This window comes from Pseudomonas aeruginosa, assembly GCF_001457615.1.
Taxonomy (GTDB): Bacteria; Pseudomonadota; Gammaproteobacteria; order Pseudomonadales; family Pseudomonadaceae; genus Pseudomonas; species Pseudomonas aeruginosa.
In genome coordinates, this window is sequence record NZ_LN831024.1 from 2,077,397 (window position 1) to 2,092,561 (window position 15,165).

16 protein-coding genes, 1 tRNA gene and 1 pseudogene are annotated in these 15,165 nt (G+C 65.9%); 6 read left to right on the plus strand and 12 right to left on the minus strand.

Annotated features, from left to right (window positions below; genetic code table 11):
* The 4 genes from AT700_RS09595 to AT700_RS09610 form a co-directional block, all read right to left on the minus strand.
* Positions 1 to 1,332: a deoxyguanosinetriphosphate triphosphohydrolase gene (locus AT700_RS09595; protein ID WP_003091265.1), complete on the minus strand. Its 1,332-nt coding sequence runs from the start codon at positions 1,330 to 1,332 to the stop codon at positions 1 to 3.
* A 116-nt stretch (positions 1,333 to 1,448) separates the two neighbouring features.
* Positions 1,449 to 1,772, minus strand: coding sequence for a hypothetical protein (locus tag AT700_RS09600; protein WP_003103249.1), 324 nt, complete (start codon positions 1,770 to 1,772; stop codon positions 1,449 to 1,451).
* A gap of 13 nt (positions 1,773 to 1,785) precedes the next feature.
* Positions 1,786 to 2,166, minus strand: a complete 381-nt coding sequence (locus AT700_RS09605; protein WP_003091263.1) for a phage holin family protein — start codon at positions 2,164 to 2,166, stop codon at positions 1,786 to 1,788.
* Between the two features lie 3 nt (positions 2,167 to 2,169).
* Positions 2,170 to 2,499: a DUF883 family protein gene (locus AT700_RS09610; RefSeq protein WP_003091262.1), complete on the minus strand. Its 330-nt coding sequence runs from the start codon at positions 2,497 to 2,499 to the stop codon at positions 2,170 to 2,172.
* A 468-nt stretch (positions 2,500 to 2,967) separates the two neighbouring features.
* Between AT700_RS09610 and AT700_RS09615 the strand changes: the two genes are divergently transcribed.
* Complete coding sequence (locus AT700_RS09615; protein WP_003091258.1) at positions 2,968 to 4,176, plus strand: ammonium transporter; 1,209 nt, start codon at positions 2,968 to 2,970, stop codon at positions 4,174 to 4,176.
* Positions 4,177 to 4,360: 184 nt separating this feature from the next.
* Here the strand turns inward: AT700_RS09615 and opdQ are convergent, their stop codons facing one another.
* The 4 genes and pseudogenes from opdQ to AT700_RS09635 all read right to left on the minus strand — a co-directional run bounded on the left by opdQ (position 4,361) and on the right by AT700_RS09635 (position 8,205).
* On the minus strand, positions 4,361 to 5,626 hold the full coding sequence (opdQ, locus tag AT700_RS09620; protein WP_003091257.1) for a porin OpdQ: 1,266 nt from the start codon (positions 5,624 to 5,626) through the stop codon (positions 4,361 to 4,363).
* A gap of 168 nt (positions 5,627 to 5,794) precedes the next feature.
* Positions 5,795 to 6,661, minus strand: coding sequence for an MBL fold metallo-hydrolase (locus AT700_RS09625; RefSeq protein WP_003116469.1), 867 nt, complete (start codon positions 6,659 to 6,661; stop codon positions 5,795 to 5,797).
* Positions 6,661 to 7,592, minus strand: a pseudogene (locus tag AT700_RS09630) (pyridoxamine 5'-phosphate oxidase family protein). Before AT700_RS09630 ends, AT700_RS09625 begins: the two are co-directional and overlap by 1 nt.
* A 16-nt stretch (positions 7,593 to 7,608) precedes the next feature.
* On the minus strand, positions 7,609 to 8,205 hold the full coding sequence (locus tag AT700_RS09635; RefSeq protein WP_003116471.1) for a glutathione S-transferase family protein: 597 nt from the start codon (positions 8,203 to 8,205) through the stop codon (positions 7,609 to 7,611).
* A gap of 165 nt (positions 8,206 to 8,370) precedes the next feature.
* Here AT700_RS09635 and AT700_RS09640 point away from each other — a divergent pair, with 165 nt between their 5' ends.
* From AT700_RS09640 to AT700_RS09650, 3 genes are all read left to right on the plus strand, one after another.
* Entirely contained in the window at positions 8,371 to 8,928 is a 558-nt protein-coding gene (locus AT700_RS09640; RefSeq protein WP_003103255.1) for a TetR/AcrR family transcriptional regulator, read from the plus strand.
* 45 nt (positions 8,929 to 8,973) lie between these two features.
* Entirely contained in the window at positions 8,974 to 9,213 is a 240-nt protein-coding gene (locus AT700_RS09645) for a glutaredoxin family protein (RefSeq protein ID WP_003113967.1), read from the plus strand.
* Positions 9,214 to 9,580: 367 nt separating this feature from the next.
* A complete protein-coding gene (locus AT700_RS09650; RefSeq protein ID WP_003103259.1) occupies positions 9,581 to 10,984 on the plus strand; it encodes a cytochrome C Snr1 in 1,404 nt (467 codons plus the stop codon).
* 57 nt (positions 10,985 to 11,041) lie between these two features.
* On the opposite strand, the gene AT700_RS09655 is transcribed toward AT700_RS09650, so the two are convergent.
* The 3 genes from AT700_RS09655 to mobA all read right to left on the minus strand — a co-directional run bounded on the left by AT700_RS09655 (position 11,042) and on the right by mobA (position 12,221).
* A tRNA-Pro gene (locus AT700_RS09655) sits at positions 11,042 to 11,118 on the minus strand.
* 153 nt (positions 11,119 to 11,271) lie between these two features.
* Positions 11,272 to 11,493 (minus strand): YgdI/YgdR family lipoprotein, encoded by a 222-nt coding sequence (locus AT700_RS09660; RefSeq protein WP_003091247.1) that lies wholly within the window; start codon positions 11,491 to 11,493, stop codon positions 11,272 to 11,274.
* Positions 11,494 to 11,624: 131 nt separating this feature from the next.
* Entirely contained in the window at positions 11,625 to 12,221 is a 597-nt protein-coding gene (mobA, locus tag AT700_RS09665) for a molybdenum cofactor guanylyltransferase MobA (protein WP_003109495.1), read from the minus strand.
* A 66-nt stretch (positions 12,222 to 12,287) separates the two neighbouring features.
* On the opposite strand from mobA, the gene moaB reads away from it, so the two are divergent.
* Positions 12,288 to 12,827, plus strand: coding sequence for a molybdenum cofactor biosynthesis protein B (gene moaB / locus AT700_RS09670; protein ID WP_033998490.1), 540 nt, complete (start codon positions 12,288 to 12,290; stop codon positions 12,825 to 12,827).
* Entirely contained in the window at positions 12,824 to 14,041 is a 1,218-nt protein-coding gene (glp, locus tag AT700_RS09675) for a gephyrin-like molybdotransferase Glp (protein ID WP_003143645.1), read from the plus strand. Before moaB ends, glp begins: the two co-directional genes overlap by 4 nt.
* A 28-nt stretch (positions 14,042 to 14,069) precedes the next feature.
* On the opposite strand, the gene AT700_RS09680 is transcribed toward glp, so the two are convergent.
* The gene (locus tag AT700_RS09680; protein WP_003116474.1) at positions 14,070 to 15,101 is read right to left on the minus strand and encodes an AraC family transcriptional regulator; all 1,032 of its coding nucleotides are present in this window, start codon (positions 15,099 to 15,101) and stop codon (positions 14,070 to 14,072) included.
* Positions 15,102 to 15,165 lie beyond the last annotated feature (64 nt).

Below are 15,165 nucleotides of genomic sequence, written 5' to 3' on the forward strand. Positions count from 1 at the left end.
TCAGGAGGGGCTCGAGCGTCCGGTCATTTCCCGGGCCATTTCCGTGGCGTAGCTGTCGGTCATGCCGGCGATGAAATCGATCACCTGGAGGAAGGCGCGGTACAGCGGCCACTGCGGGTCGGGCGCGTTGCGTCCGAGCAGGTCGAGGATGCGCCGGTTCTTGAACGACGGCGTATGCCCGCCATATTGCTCCAGCGCGGCGCCACAGAAGGCGTTGAGGAGGATCTCCAGAGTGGTGTAGGCGCCGATCTCGTGGAGGGTCTTGCGCTTGTCCTGGAAGATCTTTTCCCGCGCGATGGCCTTGGCCCGCTGCACGCAGAGCTTGGCCGGGCCATGCATGTGTTCCACCAGGTCGCCGGCAAGCTGCCCGGCGAGCAGGGCCTGCTGCTGGTCGACGAAGGCACGGGCGGCGGCATTGGTCAGGTGCTCGATGGCCTTGCCGCGGAGGATCGCCAGTTTACGCCGGCGGGAGTCCCTGGGGCCGAGTTGGCGATAGGTGTCGGGCAGGTCGTCGCCGACCAGGCCGAGCAGCAGCGCCTCGACCTCGCTGTATTCGAGCAGTTCCATTTCCAGGCCGTCTTCGAGGTCGATCAGGCCATAGCAGATGTCGTCCGCCGCTTCCATCAGGTAGACCAGCGGATGGCGAGCCCAGCGCTCGTCGTCGAGTTGCGGCATGCCGAGCTTATGGGTGATCTGCTCGAGCAGCGGCAGTTCGCTCTGGTAGCAGCCGAACTTGTGCTTCTTGTAGCCCAGCGCTTCGGCGTGGCGCGAGGTCCAGGGGTACTTCAGGTAGGTACCCAGGGTTGCGTAGGTCAACCGCGTGCCGCCGTCGAACTGGTGGTATTCCAGTTGGGTGAGGACCCGGAAGCCCTGGGCGTTGCCTTCGAAGTGGAGAAAGTCGGAACGCTCGGCGTCGCTCATCTCGTCCAGCCAGCCACGTCCGGCGGCTTGCTGGAACCAGTTGCGGATCGCGTCTTCGCCGGAGTGCCCGAATGGTGGGTTGCCGATGTCGTGGGCCAGGCAGGCCGACTGGACGATGACCCCGAGGTCGCTGGGGTCGCACCACTCGGGTAGTTCCTCGCGGAGGATCTCGCCGACCCGCATGCCCAGCGAGCGGCCGACGCAGGCGACTTCCAGGGAGTGGGTCAGGCGGGTGTGGATGTGATCGTTGCTGGAGACCGGATGGACCTGGGTCTTGCGTCCGAGGCGGCGAAACGCGCCGGAGAAGATGATCCGGTCATGGTCCTTGTGGAAGGCGCTGCGGCCCAGTTCATCGTTGCTGTGTACCGGCTTTCCGAGCCGTTCGCGGGTGAGCAGGGTCTGCCAGTCCATCGGGAATTCCAGGGATGCGCTGAGGCGATGCGGACACGCTAACGGTTTGCCTTGGCAAGCTCAATCGTCGCGTTGGGGAAACGGAGGGCGCCGACCGTTGCCGGTCGGCGCATCCTTCAACGGCCTTTCTGCTTGCGCAGGCCGAGCAACAGCGGGGCCAGGGCGACGCCCAGGCGCAGCAGACGCTGCCAGCGTCCGCCCTTGCCAAGCAGTACGCCCAGCAGTGCGGCTCCGCCGGCGCCCCAGAGCGCCGCATTGCCACCGCCGAACAGTTGCTGGCTGAGGTTGTGGCCCAGCCCCTGGGCCTGGCGGAAGGGTTGCACCAGCAGTTGGCTTTCGCGGCGCAATTGCTGGCGCTGCATTTCCAGGCGCAGGCGGATCACCGCCTTGCGCAATTCGCGACGCGACAGGCCGGTCGCGTTCACCGGTAGTTGGCTCATGCGCGTTTCCTTGTCATGGCAGCAGTCGCTCGCGGTCGTTGGCCAGTTCTTCCAGGGTGGCGCTGAACGGCGAGCTTTCGTCGTTGATCGACTGGTACAGGCGCCAGCCGCAGAACAGCGAGCCGATCACGTAGAACAGGCACAACCCGAGCGCCGCTGCGAGCCGGTTGGTGTCCCAGAATACGATCAGCACCAGCAGCGACAGGCCGACCAGCAGGAGCAGGGCAAATACCAGGGCCAGCCCGGCGAACAGCAGCAGGCGCAGGGTGTTGGCCTTCTGTTCCTGCAGCTCGATGCCGAACAGCTCGACGTGACCGTGCAACAGGCCGAGGAAGGCGGCGCCGAAGCGCCGCAGGGAGGGGCGGCCGTCCGCCGGGTCCTTTCCTTCGCTCATGGCTCAGCGCCGGCTGACCAACAGGCCAAGCAGGAAGCCGACGCCGGCGGCGATGCCGATGCTCTGCCAGGGGTGTTCGCCGACGTACACCTCGGTGGCGTCCACCGCGGCCTGGCTGCGTTCGCGGACGTTGTCCTTCAGCGAGTCCTTGGTGTCGCGCAAGGTATCGCGAGCGCGCTTGAGGCTGTCGTGGATCTTGCCGCGGATTTCTTCGGCCTGGTCGCCCGCCACGTCGGCGGTGCTTTGCAGGAGTTTCTCGGTATCGGCGACCAGTGCCTGGAATTCAGCCAACAGTTCATCCTTTGCAGCGTTTGCAGTGGTCTTGCGGGGCATGACGAGCTCCTCTGGTCATGGGGTGTGTTTTTTCGAGCCGAGCGCGGGGCGGAAGGTTCAACCGGTGGGTAATTTCCGCGCGTTGCCGGTCGCTCCCGGCGTTCCTTTCATTAAAGACTGCCACAGCGTGCCTGTCGGCGCGGCTGCGGCGAGATGACGCCCATCCGGCTGCCTCGCAACGGGGCGCGAACTGGTATGGCGCTTGCAATTCCCTGGTGCGCACGTCGGCCGGAATGCCCCTTGCGAGGGCGCCAGGCGCTCCCGGAGGGTACTTCGGGATGAACGTCCAACCCAATGAAAATCAAGGAAAGTCCGGGAGCTTTCCATGCTGCCTCAGGCACCTTGCGAAACGTCTGCCGAAGAAAAGCGGCGGTTCGCACGACGACTACTGCTTCGTCATGGTGCGTTGAAGGGCGGGCGTGGGCGTTTCTGGTGCTTTCTCTCTACGCGCGAAGGCTGCCTCAATCCATGGATAACCTGAATAGTGCGGTGCAAGTCCTGATCCACGGCTCCAATACCCTGTTCATCCTGCTCGGAGCGGTGATGGTGCTGGCGATGCACGCCGGCTTCGCCTTCCTCGAGGTGGGCACCGTGCGCCTGAAGAACCAGGTCAACGCCCTGTCGAAGATTCTGTCCGACTTCGCCATCTCGGCGCTGGCCTATTTCTTCGTCGGCTACTGGATTGCCTACGGCGTGACTTTCTTCCATCCGGCGGCGGCGCTGACCGTGGACAGTGGCTATGCGCTGGTGAAGTTCTTCTTCCTGCTGACCTTCGCCGCGGCAATCCCGGCGATCATCTCCGGCGGCATCGCCGAGCGTGCCAGGTTCGGTCCGCAGTTGTGCGCCACGGCGCTGATCGTGGCCTTCGTGTACCCGTTTTTCGAAGGCTTGGTGTGGAACGGCAATTTCGGCTTGCAGGAATGGCTGAAGCTGGAGTTCGGCGCGCCCTTCCACGATTTCGCCGGCTCCGTGGTGGTGCATGCGCTGGGCGGCTGGCTGGCATTGGCGGCGGTGCTATTGCTGGGCAGCCGCAACGGCCGCTATCGCGACGGCAAGCTGGTGGCGATGGCGCCGTCGAGCATCCCGTTCCTGGCACTGGGGTCGTGGATCCTGATCATCGGCTGGTTCGGCTTCAACGTGATGAGCGCCCAGACCCTCGCTGGGGTCAGCGGGCTGGTGGCGGTCAACTCCTTGCTGGCGATGGTTGGCGGCACCATGGCGTCGCTGCTGATCGGCCGCAACGACCCGGGTTTCCTGCACAACGGTCCGCTGGCCGGGTTGGTGGCGGTGTGCGCCGGTTCCGACCTGATGCATCCGATCGGCGCGCTGGCTACCGGCCTGGTGGCGGGGGCCCTGTTCGTCTGGGCGTTCACCGCGACCCAGGTGCGCTGGAAGATCGACGACGTCCTCGGTGTCTGGCCGTTGCACGGTCTTTGCGGGGTCTGGGGCGGGATTGCCTGCGGCATCTTTGGCCAGCAGGCATTGGGTGGGCTCGGCGGGGTGAGCCTGGCCAGCCAGGCGCTCGGCAGCCTGCTGGGGGTGACGGTGGCTTTCGCCGGCGGCCTGTTGGTCTATGGGCTGATGAAGGCGCTGCTGGGCATCCGCTTGAGCCAGGAGGAGGAGTACTACGGTGCGGACCTGTCGATCCACAAGATCGGCGCGATCAGCCACGAATGAGGGGGCGGACTTCCTTGGTCCGGTGGGGTATCGGCGGATAACGCCCCAGGCGCTATCCGTCCTGCACGCTGCGAGCGAGGCATCCCGCCATGAAAGAGGCCACCCAAGGGTGGCCTCTTCGTTCCGCCGCGGGGCTCTGGGGAGGGGCGGATGGCCGTAGCGCGGCTATCCGCGGGGCCTGCCGTTACCAGAGCGGCAGCGTGTAGCTGACGATCAGGCGATTTTCGTCGTAGTCGTTGGTGTAGTTGGTGCGCATGGTCGCGTTGCGCCACTTCACCCCGAGGTTCTTCAACGGGCCGCTCTGGAACACGTAGGCGATGTCCATGTCGCGTTCCCATTCCTTGCCTTCGCCCGAGGTGGTCAGCAGGTCGATGTTGTCGCCCTTGACGTAGCGGGTCATGAAGGTCAGGCCGGGAATGCCGACGCCGGCGAAGTTGTAGTCGTAGCGCGCCTGCCAGGATTTCTCGTCCTTGTTGGCGAAGTCGCCGATCTGGATGAAGTTCACCAGGTAGGGGTCGGCGCCGTTGATGTAGGCGAAGCCGGTGTCGCCGCTCATCTTCTGGTAGCCGACGCCGAAGGCGTGGTAGCCGAGGCTGTAGGTGAACATGGCGTTGAGCGCCTTGTTGTCGACGTTGCTGGAACCGTCGTCGGTGGAGCGCGCCCAGCGGATGTCGGATTTCAGCGACTGCTTGTCGGCGATCGGCAGGGTGTGCACCAGGCCGAGGTAATGCTGCTTGTAGAAGTTGTCGAGCTTGCCGTAGTGGTAGCTGGTGCTGAGGTTGTCGGTCCACTTGTAGCTGCCGCCGGCGAAGTCGAACTTGTCCGAAGTCAGCCCGGAACGGACCACGATGTTGCGCTTGCCGCCACCGGTGATGGTCATGTCCTCGTTGTCCGAGGAGTCGCGCTGGTTGACCTTCTTCAGGCGCCCGGCGTCGAGGGTCAGGCCGTCGATCTCCATGGAGTTCAGCGCGCCGCCCTGGAAGGTCTGTGGCAGCAGGCGGCTGTCGTTGGGCATGATCACCGGCAGCTTGGGGGTCAGGGTGCCGATCTTCAGGGTGCTCTTCGACGCCCGCAGCTTGGCGGTGATCCCTGCCTCGCCATAGTCGTCCTGGGCGCGGCCGGTCTCGCGGTCGCGCTTGAGCAGGCCGGTGCCGCTGCGGTCGGGGCTGGAGTCGAGCTTCACCCCGAGCAGGCCGATGGCGTCGACGCCGAAACCGATGGTGCCCTCGGTGTAGCCGGATTCGTAGCGCAGGAGGAAGCCCTGAGCCCATTCCTCGGCCTTGGACTGGCTGGCGCCTTCCTGGCGGAAATCACGGTTGAAGTAGAAGTTGCGGAGTTCGATGCTGGCCTTGCTGTCCTTGATGAACTCGGCATGGGCCAGGGTTGGGACGGTAATGCTGGAACCCAGCGCGGCAAAAGCCACGGCACGGGCGATCGGGGTCATGCTCATTGTTATTGTCTCCTCGAGCGCTTGGGGCAGGCCGATGGCGGCGGCGTGACGCCACGTCGGCCTGTGACAGCCCGGTTACTTAAGCACTACAGGAAGACGGCCACTGTTAGACATTAGTCGAGGGTGGCCGCGAATTGGCACGAACCCTGTCTAGGACGGGCTTTCCCGCTATTCCAGCCAGTGCGGGAAGTAGCCCAGGGCGGCCTGGACCCGCGCATCGTGCGCCGGAATCACGCTCAGGCGCGGGTCGCTGCGGAGCAGCAGGCGGATCTTCGCCAGTTGCGCGAGGGTGCGCGCGGGATCGCGATCGACCAGGGCGCGGCCGGCGAAGAATTTCTGCCGTGGGCCTTCGACGCCTTCGAGTCGCCAACTGGTGTCGCCGCTGAAGAACAGCCGGCGCCCGCTGTCGAGGGTGACGAACAGACCGACCGAGCCGGGCGTATGGCCGGGCAGGGGGACCAGCACCAGGCGGCCGTCGCCAAACAGGTCGAGGCTTTCGTCGAAGCCCATGAACGGCCGCGGATCGAAGCTGTAAGGTCGCCAGCGCACGCCATGGCGGAATTGGCTGGGGAAGGCGGCCGGCGGGGTGGCGATGCGGCTGAAGGCGATCTCCTCGTAGGGTGCCCAGACCGGTACTTCGGGGAAGTCGACCAGGCCCGAGGCGTGATCCCAGTGTGCGTGGGACAGCAGGATGCGATCGACGCGGATACCGGCTGCGTCCAGTTGGTCGCGCGCCGGGACGACTTTCTGGTAAGCGAACAGCGGCGCTGCCCACCAAGGCATGTCGGCGCGGAACTGGGCGTCGATGTCGCGCCCCAGGCCAGTGTCGAAGAGCAGGGTGGCGGCGTGGTGCTCGATCAGCACCGCGGTATGGCTGAGCGGTACCCGGCGCACCCAGGAGCCGCCGTCGACGGTGAGCGCATCGAGGGTTTCCACTCCCGAGGTGCGCAACAGGGCGACTCGCATTTCCGCCGCCTGCACCGGCAGGACGAGGAGGGCGATCAACAACGAGGCAAGGCGATACAGGAAAGGCATCAAGATTCACCGGGAGGAAGAAAAGGGGATGGCTGGGGCTCGCCGAATGCCAGCGGCAGGCGGCCGCGCCGCCAGCGCCAGCCTGCGGGGCGCAACGCCAGCAGGCGCTCGGCGCCGGCGGGCCAGGGGATGGATGGCTGCGAACCCGGCCAGAACAGCTCGGCCTCGGCGTGCAGGTGCAGCAGGTCGCCATTGTCGAAATCGATGAACAGCAGGCCGCAGCGAGGATCCTGGAGCAGGTTGCCGAGGGTATTGAACAGGCGGTTGCCGGCATAGTCGGGCAACCACAGGCGGCCATCCGCGCCGAGCCGGAGAAAGCCCGGCGGCCCGCCCCGATGGGAGACGTCGACGCCGCCTCTGAGCGGGTCGGCATGCTGGCTGGCGATGAACAGCGTATCGCTGCACGAGACCAGCGACAGCCAGCGTGGATCGAGTCCTTCGCCCTGCAATGCGGGACTTGCGATCCTGGAGACGGGCTGATGGCTGCGCGCCTGGATGTACTTGGGACAGTTTCCGAAGGATTGCTCGACGCCGACCGTGAAACCCTTTCCGTCCCGCGCCAGGACCCGTCCATTCATGCGGTTGCGGCGGCGGGTCGGCCATTCCAGGCCGAGGATGCCGAGGCGGGTGCCAGCCTCGAGATTGGCCGCCAGCGGATCGTCCGCTTGCGGCAGGTTGTCGATGCGCAGGCGGGTCGGTTCCGGCGAACGGGCGAAGCCGGGGGGCCCCAGAGCACCGAGGCGCTGGGGTAGCCGTCGGCGTCGAGGCTGCCCACCAGCAACAGCGATAGCAGGGCGAAGAACTCCCGGTGCTGGTCCGGCATGAAGGTGCGGATCGCGCGGCTGCCGAAGCCGGCGACCTGTTCGCGAACGCCGGCGCGTTCCTGGATCGCCAGTTCGCCGGTGTGGAAGGGACTCTGTTCCTGGCTCATGCTGCCTCCTGCCGAGCTACAGGCCGGGCATCGGGATGTAGCCGGGCAGCGCGCGGATGCGGGCGATCCAGGCGTTCAGCGCCGGGTAGTGGTCCAGCGCCAGGCCGCCTTCGGGGGCGAGGGCCAGGTAGGGGTAGAGGGCCACGTCGGCGATGCTCGGCTGTTCGCCCTGGGCCAGCCAGCGATGCTCGGCTAGGTGCCGGTCGACCAGGCGCAGCACTTCCAGGCCTCGCTGGTGGGTTTGCTCGCGATCCAGCGGCAGGTTGAAGCGAGTGATCAGCCGGGCGCTGGCCGGGCCGTTCTGCACCTCGTTGGCCGAATAGCTGAGCCAGTAGGCGATGCGGCCCTGGCTGACGGGGTCGAGCGGATACCACTCGGGGCCGGCATGGCGTCGTGCCAGATAGACGAGAATGGCGTGGGAGTCGCCCAGTTGCAGCTCGCCGTCTTCCAGCACCGGGATCTGTCCGCGGGGATTCATGCGGAGGAAGGCCTGGGTCTTGTGCTCGCGGTTGAGGAAATCGACCGGCCGCAGCGTCGCCTCGCGGCCGATGAGGGAGAGGAACAGGCGGACCTTGTAGGCGTTGCCGGAGAGATCCAGGTCATGGAGTTTCATCTGAGGGTTCCAGGCGGGTATTGGTGCCTGGATATTAGACAGACAGGTCTGTATATTTCAAGGCGCGCGTTCGCCTTTTTCCGTCGGTATTCGTCCGGGGAGCGACGCAGAGCGGTTCAAGGGGGCGGCAGGGTCGCGCATAATGGGCCGCTCAGGAGGCTTTCCATGACATCCCGCAAACGCGAGCAACTGCTCAGCACCGCCGTCGACCTGTTCTATCGCGAGGGTTACCACGCCACCGGCATCGACCGCATCCTGGCCGAATCCGGGGTGGCGAAGATGACGCTGTACAAGCACTTTCGCTCGAAGGACGAACTGATCATGGCCGCCCTGGAGGTGCGTCGGCAGCGCACCGCCGAACGCATGCTCGAAGCCGAGGCACGGTTGCAGCCGCGAGCGGCGATCCTGGCGGTGTTCGATGGTCTGCAGGAGTTCCTCCAGGACGAGGCGTTCCGTGGCTGTGCCTTCATCCATGCCGCCGCCGAGTTCCATGAGCGCTCGCATCCGATCCATCGCCAGGCGGCCGAGCAAAAGGCCTTCGTTGAAGCCTATTTCCAGCGCCAGCTGGAGCGCCTGGGCGCGCGTTCGGCGGCACTGCTTGCGCGGCAGTTGCAATACCTGATGGAGGGCGCCCTGGTGATGGCGCACATCCATGGGCCGGCGGATCAGGCTCGCGAGGCCCGGCAGGCGGCCGAAAGTCTGTTGCAGGTCGCTGGCATCTGAGCGCGGGTGCTACCATCGCCGCGAAACACTGCACAGGTCCTTTCGATGCCCCCGGAATGCCAACTCTTCGGAACCCTCGGTTGCCACCTCTGCGAAGTCGCGGAGGCGGTGCTGATGCCCTTCGTCGAACATGGCCTGCTGGTCGAACTGGTGGACATCGCCGACGACGAAGCCTGGGTCGAGCACTATGGCCTGCGGATCCCGGTGCTGCGCCGCTGCGACAATGGCGCCGAGCTGAACTGGCCGTTCGAGGCCGAGCAGGTCGCAGCCTTCCTCAGCTGCTGATGCCTATTCATTCGCGCTAAGCGCGGCACCGCTGGTAACCCCGCGCTCTATGCGCAAACCGGACTGCGTTCCGCTTCCTTCCCCCATGCCGCGCGGTGCCTGGCTTCGGCGATGCTGGCGAAGCGATGCATAGGCGTTTCTCAATGGTTTTCATAGCCTGAGTCTATTGGCTCGGCAGGCTGCGTTCGGCTAGGCCTAAGGGCGATGGATAAACCCTGAGTTCCCTTCAGGACTGACTGGAAACAGCCGGGAACCCGCGTGGCGCAGGACGCGTCGCAGGTCGTTCGGTCCGCTGTCGCGGACCGCCGGGGTGTGGGGGTCGGGACGACGAGGCTCGGCGTTTCCTCATAACGAAAGAGGACGCCTGATGAAAACGCCCGCCTGGACGCGCCATGCCCTCTGGGTCATGCCGCTCGCCCTGGGGCTGCAATCCGCCGTGGTCGCGGGGGATGAGCAGCCAAGCAAGACTTCCAGCTATTCGCCGGTGGTGATCAATGAGGACTTCGCCACCATCATGAAGCGCATGACGGCGAACAAGCCGTCGATCGAACAGGCCCACAAGACGCTTCTCGAGCAGCGTTACGATCTCAGCGACAGGCCGGCCAAGGGCGCCAGCATGACGCGCGGCAAGCCGCTGCAGGAGGGGATCCGGGTGAAGCTGCCGGCCGGCACCAGCTGGGAGGAACTGGCCAGGCTGAGCCCCGAGGAAATCCGCAAGCAGGGGCTGTTCCCCGGTGGCTTCCTGCCGCTGCCGCACCCCAACCATGCCGAAGGCGGGATGGTCTTTCCCAAGTTCCTCATCGACGAGATCAAGCGCCAGGAAAGCCGCGACCTGACCCGTTTCGACCTCGACTACGACCTGCCGGACCACTTCCTGCCGGAATTCCCGGCACCGATGTTCCTTACCACCCGGCCTGACCTGGGCGATGTGTCCAAGGGCAAGCTGGTGACCATCGACAACTATTTCGAGTTGTTCAACGGGATTCTCAATCCCAAGCAGCTGGAAGGGCTGCGCCTGCTGCTAACGGCCTTTCCGCAGCAGCAGTTCAACCTCACCGACGATCGCCGTAGCGAGCATCCGAGCCGCGGCGTAGCCTGCTTCGACTGCCATGCGAACGGCCACACCAATGCCGCTACCCACCTGGCCGGCGACGTGCGCCCGCAGCCGTTCCGCCACCGCATCGACACGCCGACGCTGCGCGGGGTGAACATCCAGCGGTTGTTCGGCTCGCAGAGGGCGCTGAAGACCGTCGAGGACTTCACCGAGTTCGAGCAGCGCGCCGCCTACTTCGACGGTGATCCGGTAATCGCCACCAAGAAGGGGGTGAACGTGCTCGAGCGTGGCAGTCAGGTGCATTTCATGGGTGAGTTCCAGGCGCTGCTGGACTTCCCCCCGGCACCGAAGCTGGATGTGGAGGGGCGGCTCGATCCGGGCAAGGCCAGCGAGCAGGAATTGCGTGGCGAAAAGCTGTTCTACGGCAAGGCGGCCTGCGCCGGGTGCCATGCGCCGCCTTACTTCACCGACAACCTGATGCACAACCTGAAGGTGGAGCGCTTCTACGATCCGAAACTGGTCAATGGCGTGATGGCGTCCGCCGACGGGCCGATCAAGACCTTCCCGTTGCGCGGGATCAAGGATTCGCCGCCGTACCTGCACGACGACCGCCTGCTGACCCTGGAGGACACCGTGGAGTTCTTCAACCTGGTGCTGGAGCGCAAGCTGTCCGCGGAAGAGAAGGGCGACCTGGTGGCCTACCTGCGTACCCTGTGAGAAAGGCCGAATCGCAGGTAATAAAAAACCCGCCGTTGAGGCGGGTTTTTCGGGATATGGTCGGAGCGACTGGATTCGAACCAGCGACCTTCTCGTCCCGAACGAGACGCGCTACCAAGCTGCGCTACGCTCCGTTTTGTTGGGGCGCATTCTACAGAAAAAGTTTTGGTACACAAGGGGTTAGATGAATTTTTTTTCGAGCCCCGGTTTCCCCGGGCGAAAAAGCAAAGACCCTGTCGCTCGTTCGAGTCGACGGGGTCTTCAGGAAAACCTGTTACGCGACGGTATCAGAGTTCCTTGACGGTGCGGACCTGGTCCTTGTTCACGCGGGCGCGCTTGCCGTCGAGCTGTTCGAACTCGTAGAAGCCGGAATCCTCGTCATAGGAAGGGGTGTCTACGGCCTGGATTTCACGTCCGTCGTTGAGGGTGATCACGGTAGGGCTGGAACAACCCGCGAGGGCGCCGAGGCCTACGGCGAGGAGGAGGGCGGGTAGCATCCGCTTGATCATTGCGCAGTTCTCCTGTGCGGTCAGACTTTGAAGTTACGAGTTTCTGACAGACGAGTTCTAGGAAGAGTTCCCCCCTAAAAACGAGTGTTCCCCCCACCTTCGAGAAAATTCGACTCGACGTCCCTTCCGTTTTACTTCAGTTCGCGGTGATTAGCCAACAGCTCGGGGGTGTTCAGGTTGGCCAGCCGCGGATCGCCCGCGGCCAGCTCGATGGCCTCCGCGCCAAGCGGCAACAGGACGTGGCGTGGGCTACGGTCGCCCTGGCGCCAGGCGTGTTCTATCTCTTCGGCCAGGTGCGTCGGGATCAGGCTGAACAGCGGTTCCCACTGGCCGCCGCAGCGCAGCATCCAGGGGCGCGCCGGTGTGCGGCCGGCGGCCTGCAGCAGGGTTTCCAGCAAGGCGCGGTCGATGCGCGGCGCGTCGCAGGGCAGCACCAGCAGCCAGGGATGCCGGGCCACCGCCAGGCCGGCGCGGATGCCGGCGAGCGGGCCGGGGAAGTCTCGGCTGTCGTCGCTCACCAGGCGGTCGGCATAGGCCGCATAGCGTTCCTGGTTGCGGTTGCAGGAGACGATCAGGTCATCGGTGAGCGGGCGCACCAGGCGATGCAGGTGGGCGATCAGGGGCAGGCCCTGCCACTCGATCAGGCCCTTGTCGCGACCGCCCATGCGCTGGCCGCGGCCTCCCGCCAGGAGAAGGATGGAGCAGGGGGGCAGGGCGCTATCGGGCATCTGGGGTCTCCGTGTCGGGCCTGTGATATAACACCGCGATCACGTCCACAAGCAAGGGCCAACCCCATGAGCCACAAGGCCGAAACGGCATTCGTGCCGTTGAACATCGCCGTCCTGACCGTCAGCGATACCCGTACCCTGGAAACCGATACTTCAGGCCAGTTGTTCGTCGACCGCCTGACCGAGGCCGGGCACAACCTGGCCGCTCGCGTGCTGCTGAAGGATGACCTGTACCGGATCCGCGCACAGGTCGCGACCTGGATCGCCGAGGATAGCGTGCAGGTCGTGCTGATCACCGGCGGCACCGGTTTCACCGGCCGCGACAGCACCCCGGAAGCGGTGGCCTGCCTGCTGGACAAGCAGGTGGACGGCTTCGGCGAGCTGTTCCGGCAGATTTCGCTGGGCGACATCGGTACCTCCACCATCCAGTCGCGGGCCCTGGCCGGGCTTTCCAACGGCACCCTGGTCTGCTGCCTGCCGGGCTCCACCAACGCCTGCCGCACTGCCTGGGAAGGCATCCTCGTCGAGCAACTGGACGCCCGTCATCGCCCGTGCAACTTCGTCCCGCACCTGAAACAGGCGGCGCCCTGCGAGAGCCGCGGGTGAGCGGCTGCTGCGAACAGCCGGGGCTGATGCCGGTCGAGACGGCGCTGGAACGGCTCCTCGAACTGGCCGCGCAAACGCCTATCGATACGTGTGAGCAGGTGCCCCTGGAGCAGGCTGGCGGCCGCGTGCTGGCGGTCGACCTGCTGGCCGGCCTGGACCTGCCGCCGTGGCCGAACAGCGCCATGGACGGCTATGCCTTGCGCCTCGCCGACTGGAACGGCGAGCCACTGCCGGTCAGCCAGAAGATCTTTGCCGGACAGGCGCCGGAGCCGCTGCAAGCGGGTACCTGTGCGCGGATCTTCACCGGTGCGCCGCTGCCCGAAGGCGCCGATCTGGTAGAGATGCAGGAAAACGCCGAAGCGCTCGACGATGGCCGCGTGCGCTTCACCCAGCCGTTGCGCGCGGGCCAGCATGTGCGCCCGCGTGGCCAGGAAATCCGCCAGGGCGACCTGGTCCTGCCGGCCGGCACGCGCCTGCGCTCCATCGAACTGGGGTTGGCGGCTTCGCTCGGCTACGCGGCCCTGGAGGTGCGACGCAAGCCGCGGGTGGCGCTGCTGTCCACCGGCGACGAGCTGGTCGAGGCGGGCCAGCCGCTGCAGGCCGGGCAGATCTACAACAGCAACCGTCCGTTGCTCAAGGATTGGCTGCAACGCCTGGGCTGCGACGTGCTCGACGCCGGCATCCTTCCCGACGACCTGGCACGTACCCGCGAGCGCCTGGCCGGGTTGGCCGGGGTGGACCTTATCCTGTCCACTGGCGGCGTATCGGTGGGCGAGGCCGACTTCCTCGGCATGGCGCTGCGCGAAGCCGGCGAGCTGACCCTCTGGAAGCTGGCGATAAAACCCGGCAAGCCGCTGACCGTCGGCCAGTTCCAGGGCATCCCGGTGATCGGCCTGCCGGGCAATCCGGCTTCGACCCTGGTCACCTTCGCCCTGCTGGCGCGTCCCTACCTGCTGCGCCGGCTTGGTGTGGCGCAGGTCGCGCCGCTGCGGGTGGAGGTACCGGCCGGCTTTGCCTGGACCAAGGCGGGGCAGCGTCGCGAGTACCTGCGTGGTCGCCTGGAGCAGGGCCGCGCGGTGCTCTATCCGAACCAGAGTTCCGGGGTACTGCGCAGCGCTTCCTGGGCCGAGGGGCTGGTGGAGGTCCGCGAGGGACGTACCCTCGTGGAAGGCGAGGGCGTGGCGTTCATTCCGCTGAGCGAACTGCTCGATTGAGCCGACGGCGGCCGGATGGCCGCCGTTCTCATTGCGCCGCCGGCTCCTTGCGCCGTTGCCGGTACTCGCCGGGCGTCTGCCCGGTCCAACCCTTGAAACTGCGATGGAACGAGCGCGACTCGGTAAAGCCCAGGTACTGGGCGATGTCCTGGATCGGCAGCTCGCTATGCAGCAGGTAGTGCTCGGCCAGTTCGCGGCGCAGTTCGTCGAGGGTCTGCTGGTAGCTGCTGCCGGCTTGCTGCAGGTGGCGTTGCAGGGTGCGTACGGTCATGCCGAACTTCTCCGCCACCCGTTCCTTGCGCGGCAGGCCGTCCTTGAGTAGCTGGCGCAGGGCGTTCTTCACCCGCAGCGGCAGCGGCTCGTCATCGTCCAGCTCGGCCATCAGCGCCAGGGCATGTTCCTCCAGAGTGCGCAGCAGCGTCGCGTCGGCCTGGCGCAGCGGCAGCGCCAGGTAGTCCAGCGGTACCAGCAGCGCCGAACAGGGTTGGGCGAAGCGTACCGGACAGCCGAAGAAGGTCTCGTAGTCTTCCACGCGGGTTCCGTCCGGCAGGTCGTGTTCCAGCCAGACCTCGTCCGGCGAACCTTCCAGGTCGGCGATCCAGCGCGCGTAGAGGACCCAGGAAGCCAGGACGTGCTCGACCATGTGGCGCCGTACCAGGGGTGTCTGGTGGCGGCAGTTCCAGATCAGCCGGACCTGCCCGCCGGCCGCCTCGATGCGGCTGGTGCCCATGTCGCCGACCAGCTTCTCGTAGGGCGTGATGCGGCTCATGGCCTCGCCCAGGGTGGCGCAGTTCATCGCGATGTAGCCGAGCACGCTCCAGGAGCCGGGCTGGACGAAACGCGCCGAATGCAGGCCGAACAGGGGATCGCCGGAATGCTCGCAGAAATAGCCGAGCAGGCGCTCGTGGGCTTCGCCCGGCAGGCGCTGGCGATTGTCGTTGAGCTGGTCGGCCTGGAGGCCGGCGGCGGCCAGGGCAGGGGCGATGTCCAGGCCGAGCCGTTCGGCATGGCGCAGGTATTTCAGCAGGGCCGGAACCGAGGTGGAGCCAAGGGTCTGCATGGTCGTTGTTCTTGTCGTGGCGGGTGGAACAGGCCGTCCGGCGTGCGTGCCGGCTGTCTTGATC

Excerpts from the sequence above, each read along its gene's own strand:
- AT700_RS09595 (WP_003091265.1), bottom strand. The coding sequence starts at position 1,332 with ATGGACTGGCAGACCCTGCTCACCCGCGAACGGCTCGGAAAGCCGGTA.
- AT700_RS09600 (WP_003103249.1), bottom strand. The coding sequence starts at position 1,772 with ATGAGCCAACTACCGGTGAACGCGACCGGCCTGTCGCGTCGCGAATTG.
- AT700_RS09605 (WP_003091263.1), bottom strand. The coding sequence starts at position 2,166 with ATGAGCGAAGGAAAGGACCCGGCGGACGGCCGCCCCTCCCTGCGGCGC.
- AT700_RS09610 (WP_003091262.1), bottom strand. The coding sequence starts at position 2,499 with ATGCCCCGCAAGACCACTGCAAACGCTGCAAAGGATGAACTGTTGGCT.
- AT700_RS09615 (WP_003091258.1), top strand. The coding sequence starts at position 2,968 with ATGGATAACCTGAATAGTGCGGTGCAAGTCCTGATCCACGGCTCCAAT.
- opdQ (WP_003091257.1), bottom strand. The coding sequence starts at position 5,626 with ATGAGCATGACCCCGATCGCCCGTGCCGTGGCTTTTGCCGCGCTGGGT.
- AT700_RS09625 (WP_003116469.1), bottom strand. The coding sequence starts at position 6,661 with ATGCCTTTCCTGTATCGCCTTGCCTCGTTGTTGATCGCCCTCCTCGTC.
- AT700_RS09635 (WP_003116471.1), bottom strand. The coding sequence starts at position 8,205 with ATGAAACTCCATGACCTGGATCTCTCCGGCAACGCCTACAAGGTCCGC.
- AT700_RS09640 (WP_003103255.1), top strand. The coding sequence starts at position 8,371 with ATGACATCCCGCAAACGCGAGCAACTGCTCAGCACCGCCGTCGACCTG.
- AT700_RS09645 (WP_003113967.1), top strand. The coding sequence starts at position 8,974 with ATGCCCCCGGAATGCCAACTCTTCGGAACCCTCGGTTGCCACCTCTGC.
- AT700_RS09650 (WP_003103259.1), top strand. The coding sequence starts at position 9,581 with ATGAAAACGCCCGCCTGGACGCGCCATGCCCTCTGGGTCATGCCGCTC.
- AT700_RS09660 (WP_003091247.1), bottom strand. The coding sequence starts at position 11,493 with ATGATCAAGCGGATGCTACCCGCCCTCCTCCTCGCCGTAGGCCTCGGC.
- mobA (WP_003109495.1), bottom strand. The coding sequence starts at position 12,221 with ATGCCCGATAGCGCCCTGCCCCCCTGCTCCATCCTTCTCCTGGCGGGA.
- moaB (WP_033998490.1), top strand. The coding sequence starts at position 12,288 with ATGAGCCACAAGGCCGAAACGGCATTCGTGCCGTTGAACATCGCCGTC.
- AT700_RS09680 (WP_003116474.1), bottom strand. The coding sequence starts at position 15,101 with ATGCAGACCCTTGGCTCCACCTCGGTTCCGGCCCTGCTGAAATACCTG.